The 9,247-nt window shown below is 70.2% G+C and carries 10 protein-coding genes and 2 pseudogenes; 6 read left to right on the top strand and 6 right to left on the bottom strand.

From position 1 onward, the window contains the following. Positions 1 to 160: 160 nt before the first annotated feature. Positions 161 to 2,239 (bottom strand): SpoIIE family protein phosphatase, encoded by a 2,079-nt coding sequence (locus tag ACIOJE_RS40765; protein ID WP_400783713.1) that lies wholly within the window; start codon positions 2,237 to 2,239, stop codon positions 161 to 163. A gap of 400 nt (positions 2,240 to 2,639) precedes the next feature. On the opposite strand from ACIOJE_RS40765, the gene ACIOJE_RS40770 reads away from it, so the two are divergent. Continuing rightward, positions 2,640 to 2,810 (top strand): hypothetical protein, encoded by a 171-nt coding sequence (locus ACIOJE_RS40770; RefSeq protein ID WP_280685120.1) that lies wholly within the window; start codon positions 2,640 to 2,642, stop codon positions 2,808 to 2,810. A 264-nt stretch (positions 2,811 to 3,074) separates the two neighbouring features. Then, positions 3,075 to 4,550 carry an MmgE/PrpD family protein gene (locus ACIOJE_RS40775; RefSeq protein WP_280685121.1) on the top strand — a complete coding sequence of 492 codons (1,476 nt, stop codon included), beginning with the start codon at positions 3,075 to 3,077 and terminating at the stop codon, positions 4,548 to 4,550. An 83-nt stretch (positions 4,551 to 4,633) separates the two neighbouring features. On the opposite strand, the gene ACIOJE_RS40780 is transcribed toward ACIOJE_RS40775, so the two are convergent. The 4 genes from ACIOJE_RS40780 to ACIOJE_RS40795 all read right to left on the bottom strand — a co-directional run bounded on the left by ACIOJE_RS40780 (position 4,634) and on the right by ACIOJE_RS40795 (position 6,586). Next, positions 4,634 to 4,777, bottom strand: coding sequence for a hypothetical protein (locus tag ACIOJE_RS40780; RefSeq protein WP_400783698.1), 144 nt, complete (start codon positions 4,775 to 4,777; stop codon positions 4,634 to 4,636). Next, complete coding sequence (locus ACIOJE_RS40785) at positions 4,774 to 5,532, bottom strand: hypothetical protein (protein WP_400783700.1); 759 nt, start codon at positions 5,530 to 5,532, stop codon at positions 4,774 to 4,776. Before ACIOJE_RS40785 ends, ACIOJE_RS40780 begins: the two co-directional genes overlap by 4 nt. Positions 5,533 to 5,617: 85 nt before the next feature. Further along, the gene (locus ACIOJE_RS40790; protein WP_400783702.1) at positions 5,618 to 5,908 is read right to left on the bottom strand and encodes a hypothetical protein; all 291 of its coding nucleotides are present in this window, start codon (positions 5,906 to 5,908) and stop codon (positions 5,618 to 5,620) included. A gap of 231 nt (positions 5,909 to 6,139) precedes the next feature. After that, entirely contained in the window at positions 6,140 to 6,586 is a 447-nt protein-coding gene (locus ACIOJE_RS40795; RefSeq protein ID WP_400783705.1) for a CAP domain-containing protein, read from the bottom strand. 641 nt (positions 6,587 to 7,227) lie between these two features. On the opposite strand from ACIOJE_RS40795, the gene ACIOJE_RS40800 reads away from it, so the two are divergent. From ACIOJE_RS40800 to ACIOJE_RS40815, 4 genes and pseudogenes are all read left to right on the top strand, one after another. After that, complete coding sequence (locus tag ACIOJE_RS40800; RefSeq protein WP_400783707.1) at positions 7,228 to 7,611, top strand: hypothetical protein; 384 nt, start codon at positions 7,228 to 7,230, stop codon at positions 7,609 to 7,611. Positions 7,612 to 7,724: 113 nt separating this feature from the next. Beyond that, positions 7,725 to 7,988 (top strand): annotated as a pseudogene (locus ACIOJE_RS40805) (DDE-type integrase/transposase/recombinase); the annotation flags it as partial. Between the two features lie 97 nt (positions 7,989 to 8,085). Further along, positions 8,086 to 8,571, top strand: a complete 486-nt coding sequence (locus tag ACIOJE_RS40810; RefSeq protein WP_400783716.1) for a helicase-related protein — start codon at positions 8,086 to 8,088, stop codon at positions 8,569 to 8,571. Between the two features lie 2 nt (positions 8,572 to 8,573). Beyond that, positions 8,574 to 8,771: pseudogene (locus ACIOJE_RS40815) on the top strand (transposase); the annotation flags it as partial. Here the strand turns inward: ACIOJE_RS40815 and ACIOJE_RS40820 are convergent. Then, positions 8,737 to 9,247 (bottom strand): hypothetical protein (locus ACIOJE_RS40820; RefSeq protein ID WP_400783710.1); only part of this gene is annotated, 511 nt, incomplete at its 5' end. The pseudogene ACIOJE_RS40815 and the gene ACIOJE_RS40820 overlap by 35 nt on opposite strands.

The following is a 9,247-nucleotide window of genomic DNA, read 5'->3' on the forward strand; positions in this document are numbered from 1 at the left end:
AACGCCTCCAGTTTCGGACCTCGACGAGGAACAGACCCACCAGCAGTAGAAGTCACATGACAACTAACGACGAACTAGCGGCGCAGGACACTAGCGATCACGCCGCTGACCGGCACGAGCACCCCACCCTCGCCCCACGCTAGCCCCGTGACCTGCAACTTCAGGTTGGAAAATCCTCATTGGTATAGAGCACCAGTGCGGTGCCGGGTGCCAGCTGGAGTTCGGTGGTTTCGAAGGGCAGGCCGCCCACGCCGAGCGGCGGGCCGGCGGGTAGGTCGACGAACTCCACGCTGCCGTCGGTCTGCACCAGCGCGGGCGGGGGGTGCCCCGCCCGCGCCATCGTGCAGTGCCCGGAGACCGGATCGTAGATCGCGTACAGGCAGGTGGCGCCCGTGACCGCCCGCTCACCCTCGCCCTCGATGCCACCTTCTCCCGCAGCCGCCTCACCCTGGTCGAGGTGGGCGACCAGTTCGTCGAGGCGGGCGAGCAGCTCGTCCGGGGGCAGGTCGAGGGCGGAGAAGTTGAGCACGGCCGTGCGCAGTCGGCCCATGGTGGCGGCGGCGTGCAGGCCGTGGCCGACGACGTCGCCGACGACGAGCGCCACGCGGAAGCCGGGCAACGGGATGACGTCGAACCAGTCCCCGCCGACCCCCCGCTGCGCCGGCCGGTAGCGGTAGGCCACCTCCAGGGCGCTCTGCCGGGGCAGGCTGCGGGGCAGCAGGCTACGCTGCAGCGTCTCGGCCATCCGGTGTTCGCGGGTGTAGCGGCGGGCGTTGTCGACGCACATCGCCGCGCGCGCGACCAGCTCCTCAGCGAAGGAGACATCCTCCTCCCCGAACGGTGCGGACTCCCCCGCGCGCCAGAAAGTGACCGTGCCCAGGGTCAGGCCGCGCGCCTTGAGCGGCGCGGAGATCAGCGAGTGGACTCCGAACGCGAGGATCCGCTCGGCGGTCCGCGGGTCGCGCGCCCGCCAGGCCCGCGCCCGACGAAGCTCGGCCACCAGCGTGGCACGCCCGCTCTCCAGGGCAGTGGCCTCCGGTGTGCCGGGCAGCGGACTGATCTGCGCACCCACCGGATAGAACGGCCACTCCTCGCGGATGCCGCCGGCGGCCACACAGCGGATCCGCGGGCCGCCAGCAATACCCGTACCCGGCAGCGGCTCGTCCCCCCGCAGCACCGCCTCGGCCAGCTCGACCGTGACGAAGTCCGCGAACCCGGGAACCGCCACATCCGCCAGCTCCTGCGCGGTCCGCACCACGTCCAGGGTGGTGCCCACCCGAAGCCCCGCGTCGTACAGCGGCCTAAGCCGCGCCCGCACCGCCTCGGCCTGCCCGGCCAGCGCCCGCAGCTCGGTAGTGTCCCGGACCGTCGCCACACTCCCCGGCCCCCCGCCGAACGGCGCGGTCGGACGGTTGTTGACCGCGAGCAGCCGGTCCTCGACCAGGTGCACCTCGTCGGTGGCGGCCCGCCCCGACACCAGCAGCTCGGCCAGCCCAGGATCGAGCCCCAGCTCGGCGACCGGCCGCCCCTCCACCTCGGGCGGCAGCTCCAGCAACCGCCGGGCCTCGTCGTTCGCCAGCACCACCCGCCCGTGCCCGCCGACGATCAGCACACCCTCGCGCACCGCGTGCAGCACCGCGTCATGGTGCTCGTACATCCGCGTCATCTCGGCCGGGCCCTGGCCGTGCGTCTGGCGCCGCAGCCGCCGCCGCACCAGCACCGCCCCGCCCGTCTCCGCGGCCAGCGCAGCCACCGCACCACCGAGCAGGACCGGCAGCTGCCGGGCCGCCACGCTGGTTGCATTCTTGACGGATTGGCCCACCGAGACCAGGCCGGCGACCGAACCATCCGGCCTGGCAATCGGCGCAACGGTGTCCATGTCATGTCCCAGCGGCGTGGTCTCGGTCGTGGTGACCGGCCCCTTCAGGGCCCCCTGGTAGGAGCCGTAGACGTGCTGTCCGATCAGCTCGGGATGGTCGGTGGAGGCGTAACGGATCCCGTTGGTGCCGAAGATCACGATGTAGTCGAAGCCGCCGCTCTTCTGCACGTCCAGGGCCAGCGGCTGCAGCACCGCGGTCGGATCGGCACTGTCCAGAGCAGCCGCCATCCCTGGATAGCGCGACAACGTGACGGCTGCGGCGCGCGTGCGGTGCGCGGCATCACTCGTGGCGTAGTTCCGGGCCTGGAGGACGAGCGCCGTCAGCGCCGCGCCGACCAGCAGCACCACCACGACCAGCATCCACAGGAACACCTGCCCGGCAACACTGCGCACCCGCAGCCGCGAGCGCAGCCCGCCCCGGGTAGACCGGTGTTCTCCCGGTCCGCCCGGTGTCGTGCCCCCAAGGGCATGGCTGTCCATCTCATGCATCCAGGCCGTCCGCGCGCATCCGGATCTTGAGGCATCCACGCTGCCACCCAGCCTCGAAATATGCATGCTCGAATCGCCGGAGGGCCGGACAGAGCGTCAGGCAGGTCGGTGCCCTGGAGCCGGCGGCCGAGGTGAGAGCCTCCTCCCCGTCGTCCCTGCCCTGCTCCGCCCGTCCGCACTGTCCCCGCGCTGGCTCCCACCACCAGGGCGATCGTCAAGCACTACGGCGCCGACAGCCTCCGCCTCCGAGCTGTCCGCCGACAGCACCGAGGTGTACCGGCCCACCGCCGAACTCGCCTGCACCGCCGGCGCCGGCGACGAACGCCTCCGGCCGCGGGCGTTCGTCGAACTCCACCGCCCCGGAGGCGGCGACGAGCAGACCGTAGCGCAGCTGACCGCCTGCACCAGGCTGCTCGCCGATCTGTTCGGCACCACTGCCTGACGCGAACTCAGCCTGGGCACCAACCAGGTTGACCACCGGTAGCGGAGACCAACGCGGCCACCAGCTCCCGCTTGGTCGGCAGCAATCGGCAAGGCGCCGAGGCCGAAGGCGCAGGTGAGGGCGATGCACTCGGGCATCTCAGTGAATCAGGCGACAGGTGGACAGGGCTGCCGATGTAAGGGCCTTCCACTGCGTCACCATGAGCGACCGTCAGCAACGACGTTCGCAGGACCGCACTGGAAACGGCAGGAGTGCAGAAAGCCCATGAGTATCTCCGAACCCAAGCCCGATCGGCCCGATCGGGTGGCCGACAACGACGGCGGCGACCCCACAGACCCCACGGGTCCCACCGGCCGGCTGGCCACCTGGCTTGCCGGCACCTCGCTGGGAGAGATGCCGCGTTCCGTGCGCGAGCGCGCCAAGCACCTGCTGCTCGACGGTATTGCCTGTGCCCTGGTCGGAGCCAGGCTTCCTGTCTCCCGCAAGGGTGTCGAGGGGGTCACCGCGCTGGACAACGCCGGGAGCGCCGCGCTGATCGGCTGGGGAGCCCTCACGACCAGCGCGCCGTCGGCGGCGATGCTCAACTCCAGCTTCATCCAGGGCTTCGAACTCGACGACTACCACCCGCTCGCCCCATTGCACAGCAACGCGCTGGTCGTGCCAGCCATGCTCGCGGCGGTCCCACACGTCGGTGAGGTGTCAGGGGCCCGCTTCCTGCTCGGCGCGATCCTCGGCTATGAGACGGGGCCACGGGTGGGCATGGCCCTGGGGGGCCTGGAGATGATCTCCCGCGGCTGGCATTCGGGTGTGGTCTTCGGTACCCACAGCGCCGCGGTGTCTGCCGGGACGCTCTATGGGCTGGACGCCGCCGGATTCGAGGACGCCTTAGGGATGGCCGCCACCCAGTCATGCGGCCTGATGTCGGCGCAGTTCGAGTCGATGGTCAAGCGGATGCAGCACGGCTTCGCCGCGCGCAACGGCCTGACCGCGGCCGCGCTCGCCGCGTCGGGCTACGTCGGCATCAAGCGGGTCTTCGAGCGTGAGTACGGCGGCTTCCTGTCCACCTTCGGAGAGGGGCACAGCCCCGACGCCGGGCAGATCACCGCGGGCCTGGGCACGGTCTGGGAGACCGAGCGCATCGCGGTGAAGGCATACGCCGCCATGGGCCTGCTGCACGCCGCCATCGACGCTGCCCTCCACCTGCGGTCGGAGCACAAGCTGACGGCCGACCAGGTCGAACGAATCGAGATCGACCTACCGGAAGCCGCCTATGGACACGGAGGGTGGCGGGCGGTCCGACCGCTCGAGCCGATCGGCGCCCAGATGAACGTGGCCTACACGGTGGCGGTGGCGCTCATCGACGGGGACGTGCTCATCGGCCAGTTCACCGAGGAACGGATCAATCGCGACGACGTGTGGAACCTGATCGACCGCACGGAAACACGCCACGAAGAGGCGTACGACCGGCTCCCGGCCGATGAAAGGCTCACTACACGGTTGCGCCTGACCCTGAAAGACGGCGGCGTCCGCGAGGCGGTCGTCCGGCACCCCCGCGGCACCGGCGACCGCCTTCTGACCAACGCGGAGATCGTCGACAAGTACCGCAGCCTGACGCACTCCGTGGTCTCCCCGGGCCGCCAGGCCGCCATCGAGAACGCCGTCCTCGGCCTCGAAGCCCTCGACGACATCTCCCAGCTGACCGCCCTGCTCACCCCGGCTGTGCGGCCCGCCCTGGACTGAGAGGGCATTTGATGTGAACAGATTGCCCTTCATGCCCAACCTCGACCCGGACGAGTTCGACCGGCTCGAACGCGAGGGCCAGATCAAGCCGGAAAGTCGCGGGCATGCTGCCCCCCCACCCACCACCACGGATCGCTCGGCGCGGTCACCATCGCGGCCACCAACTCCCGCTTGGTCGGGGCGGGCAGCACCAGCGGGCCCAGCTCCTCCACCTCCCGGTCGCTCACGCACTGCGGACACTCCAACCGGTCCGGGCCCGCCTTCTCGTCGAGTTCCAGCGGTGAGCCCGCCTTCCCACCAACCGAGCCCCGGCACGTCCAGCACCGGCGCAGCGCGGCGTTGGTCTCCCGGGCCTTCTCCAGGCACTTGAGGGCCTTGGCGGCAGCCTTCTCCTGGCGTTCCTCGTGCTTGTGGTGGCAGGGGTAGCAGTGGCCGCCGGGGCGGCGGGTCCACTGTCCGTGGAGCCCGTACTCGTAGGTGCTTTCTGCTTGGGGACCTGGCCGCAGTCGGCGCAGGCCAGGGTCTGCATCAGCTCGTGGTGGGCCTGGCGGGCCTTCTTCTCGCGGGCCTTCTGGCACTGGTCGTAGGCGGTGCGGTTGTCCGGGTTGTCCAGCGCGTCGGTCAGACAGTGCCGTCCGGGGCGGCCGTAGCGCCACCAGACGGGGCCGAGCGGGCCGGGCTCGGCCAGCAGCTCCAGGGTGGTCACGACGACCGGGACGGCGTCGTCGTAGACCCGCCAGCCGTCCCCGTCGTTGTCGTCCCGGCGCACCGTGCACCACTGCCCGCCCCAGACCTCGGCCGACAGCTCGGCCGCGTTCTGCTGCCGGTTGGCCAGCGCGACCGGTCCGGCGTCGGTGACGACCAGGGCGACCGGCGGGTAGCCGGCGCGGGTGTGGCCGGGCCAGGTACGGCGCCACCAGTGCACCGTGCGGTCGCTGGTCAGCGGTAGCGACCTTGAGGACGCCGAGCGCGCCGAGGACATCGCCGCGCAGGGCGTTGGTCGAGCCGTTGGGATTTGGGGGCGAGCCCGGTGTCGACCACACGGGCACCCGCTTGGGAGCGAGCCCTTAGAACCGGCCGAGGGCGACGGCGAACTCGCGGCGCTCCGGACCGCGTCGGGAAGCGTCGAAGAACTCGAAATCGCCGTAGGCGTCGCTGGCGATCACCCGCATGCGCCCGCCAGCCGCCTTGAGCGGGTCGATCCCGGTCTCCTCGGGGCGCACCCCGGCCTGCATCTTGGCGCACACGCCCTGCGCCGGCTGCTCGGGGTCGATGGTGACGGGCCACTCGGCGTCCTCGCAGGCCCGAGCGGATGCCAGGACCTTGGCGAGGGCGCGGGCGTCGACGTGGTGAGCCAAAGTGCACCACACGGCCTTCCGCGGCCCCCTGGCGGCCCTTACGGCTTTCGTCCAGCACGGCGACGGCCGCGGGGCCCCGGCCGAGTCTGCGAGTCGCCGCACCCGAACCTCTCGCGGGGCGCAGCCTGTCAGGGGAAGGCTGGCCCAGGCTCGCTGCCCGGGCCAGCAGCGATCGGATGACGGCGGAGTCGACGGCGACGACCCGGTCCGCGTCCGGAGGTGCCGGGTGGCTCAGGGCGAGTACCTGCACACCGTGACGCCGCTCTTCGCTCCGCAGCCCATCTTGCTGTAACTAGGGTTGATCATGTTGTAGTAGTGACCCCAGCGGTAGTACCCCGTCTGGTTGGCGTACGGGTCATGGTTGGGATCGGAGTCGTAGGCGCTCTTCTCACTGGCCCACTGCCCCGTGGCCTGGCTCGGCCCGGCGCTCGACATGTTCTCGGCGGCGTTGCTTGTCGGCCCGTGGTGCAACGAGCCGCCCGCGGTGGATGCCGGGTTGTCAGCCCAGGACTGTGCCGCGGAGGCAAGCCCGCTGTCCCAGGTCAGACCTGACTGGCCGGCCTGGGCGCGAACGCTGTTGGTCTCGGAGAGGATGGCCTGTTGGTCGCCGGAGCTGATCTGGGCGGGAAACTCCGCCGCAGGGGAGACGGTCGCGGTGGCAACCGTCGCCAGCATCATGCCTCCGGTCATCAGCGCCGTTGCGAAGATGTTCGCGGCGCGATGGTGTACCCGAGTTGGATTTCTCATTGCGACCCCCCTGGTCGCACAGAAAGCAGCAGCAAGTGCCGGCGCGGACCACGGCCGTCACGGAAGCGGGCCGCACGCCTGGCTCATGCGATGGCCAGGATGCCATCGGCGACAGATCGCCCTGTCCGGCGGCCACATGACCGCCGTCAATAGCACCAGCGTATGTCCAGGACGTCTTCGCGGCGACTGAGTAAGCCGCTGAGATTTCTTTGCGCAGCCGGTGATCGAGGCGCTGCGCTTCGTAGCCTCGAATCCCGTCGCCCTGGCCAACTGACTTTCCCAGACGGCGATTTCTGCGAATTCTTCGCGGTTTCAAGTCAGGAGCTCCCGCGAATCGGACTCCGGCACCTCCGGCCGTTTCACGCCTTTCACCGAGCCCCGACGCCCCCGGCACACCGCGCACAGTGACTTCGTCCTCGACAACGGAAGGCGCTGAGTGATGAGTTCGGGGAGCGCTGCGTACCGCAGGTCGGGAACCTGGAAGCGCTGCAACGTGTGGTCATACGGTGGGGCGTGCCTGCCGCCGGCTGAAACAGGTGGAGGCTGCGCTCGCTGGTCGTCATGATCTGTACATGGAACAAATCGTCGATCTTGGTCACGCGGCTGTCGAAGTCGCCGAGCGCAGGACGGATTGGGAGCGCCGGGGGCTGGTAGTCGGGCACGTGACCTGGCGTGACGAGGCCGCGCCGTGGCCACAGCGCCTTGAAGCGGACCGGTCCTCGGTGACCGAACCCGACTCGATCGGCATCCTCATCACAGGCCACGGCGACGCACAGCTCTCGGTCGTCCTGTTCCGTGGCGGTTGGGCCGACGTCGACTTCATCGCAACCATCGACGACGCGGGAACGCTGCCGACCCCTGACATCGATTCAGCCCGGGCCTTCGGTGATCTTCTAGATCGCTGTGTGGCCCGGGTCTTCGGTTCGCAGGGCTCCGGGATACAGAGCACTCCGTAGAAAGCTCTGGAGCATCCTCAGCTCCCGCTCCAGGACCACGGCCGCAAGCCACGCCCCGAGGCCGGTGATAACGATCGGCACCGGCTCTTCACCGCGATACCGCGGAACACGGCTCCGTCGAGCACCGCGCCCACAGGGGATTGAACAACCGGGCCGAGAACTCCCACCAACCCACCCGCCAGCGTGAGAGGGCCATGAAGTACTTCCGCTCACCCGGCGCCGCCCAACGGTTTCTGTCCGCGTTCAGCGGCATCTCCCCCCACTTCCGACCCCGACGACACCTGATGACCGCCGCCGAACACCGCCTCGAAATGACCCTCCGCTTCACCATCTGGGACCACATCACCGGCAGCATCGGCCTGCCCGCCGCAGCCTGAACCAGGACCCGGAACCCGACCCCACCACACCCTGGCGACCCGTCAGACGATCACCCGCCCGTCAACGTGACAACACCTGCTGGACGCCTCGGAGCTGCTGGAGGACGCGGAGCGCCCGGAGCGGGTCTGGGCGAAGGCGGTCGCCAGCACCGACCTCCTCAAGGACCGCCGGGCCGCGTTCGCCGAATTCAAGGCCCACACCGGCGAGGACGGCGAGGAGTGCGGCATCCTCGCCGGTGTGGGCCTGCTCTCGGAAGGCATCGACGTCCGGGCCGTGGATGCGATCTGCTTCGCGGACCCGAAGTCGTCGGTCATCGACATCGTCCAGGCCGTCGGCAGGGCGTTGCGCCAGTCCTACCTTGGGCAAGGTCTCGTGGGTCATCATCCCGGTCTACCTGCCCAGCCCCGAGGTGGGCGACGACATGGCGGCCGCCGCCCCGTCCGAGGTGGGCGACGCCGGGGAGGCTGTGAAGGCGGAGGCCGACGCCGAGATCGAGGCCTCCAGCTTCCGCACGATCTGGCGGGTCCTGCGCGCCCTGGCCGCGCACGACGCCCGCCCGCGACGCCTGGCGCATCGCGCTGACGGTGGTCAAACGCAGCGACGACACCACGGGCTTCGTCGTCCTGCCGAAGAGGTGGCTGGTGGAGCGGACGTTCGCGTGGCTGATGCACTCACGCCGCCTGGCCCGCGACTACGAGAGTCGCACCGACACCTCGGAGGCGATGATCCGATGGTCGATGAGCATGGTCATGAGCCGACGCCTCGCCCGGCGACGACGCTGAACATCCCCGGGCGCTCCTCTGCCAGCCAGCCCCGCGCGGCCAGGCGCTTCACCTTCGACCGCACCCCCTCCACCTTCGCCGGAACCGGCTCCAGCCCGAGGGCCGCCGCGAGTTGGCGAACGTCCATCGCCTCCCCGCAAGACCCGTCCCCACCAGCCAGAGCGCCCATGAGCCTCTGGTAGTCCGGCGCCAGCACACCGGCGTCGAGCCCTTCCCGCCACTGCGGCACCACGGAACCGGGCACCGCTGCCGCAACCCGCGCCGGCCGCCCACCGGCCACCACGACCGGCGGCACCGCCTTGCCCCCACAAGGTTCCGCCAAGACCTCGGCCACCGTCGCGCGGGCGATCACGAACCGCTCCCACACGGCCTCCGCCTCCGCTACTGAACTTGAATGAGTGAAGTCGGGCCGTTCGCCTGACAGCGAGGGTTCGGGTCCGGTAGCTGTGGTTCTGTGAGGTACGCGCAGGGCGGCG

Origin of the sequence: Kitasatospora sp. NPDC087861 (genome assembly GCF_044742585.1) — a bacterium.
Classification (GTDB): Bacteria; Actinomycetota; Actinomycetes; order Streptomycetales; family Streptomycetaceae; genus Kitasatospora.

Bases quoted from the DNA above. Each gene is read 5' to 3' on its own strand.
- ACIOJE_RS40765 (WP_400783713.1), bottom strand. From the start codon at position 2,239: ATGCTGGTCGTGGTGGTGCTGCTGGTCGGCGCGGCGCTGACGGCGCTC.
- ACIOJE_RS40775 (WP_280685121.1), top strand. From the start codon at position 3,075: ATGAGTATCTCCGAACCCAAGCCCGATCGGCCCGATCGGGTGGCCGAC.
- ACIOJE_RS40785 (WP_400783700.1), bottom strand. From the start codon at position 5,532: ATGTCCTCGGCGCGCTCGGCGTCCTCAAGGTCGCTACCGCTGACCAGC.
- ACIOJE_RS40795 (WP_400783705.1), bottom strand. From the start codon at position 6,586: ATGATGCTGGCGACGGTTGCCACCGCGACCGTCTCCCCTGCGGCGGAG.
- ACIOJE_RS40800 (WP_400783707.1), top strand. From the start codon at position 7,228: ATGGAACAAATCGTCGATCTTGGTCACGCGGCTGTCGAAGTCGCCGAG.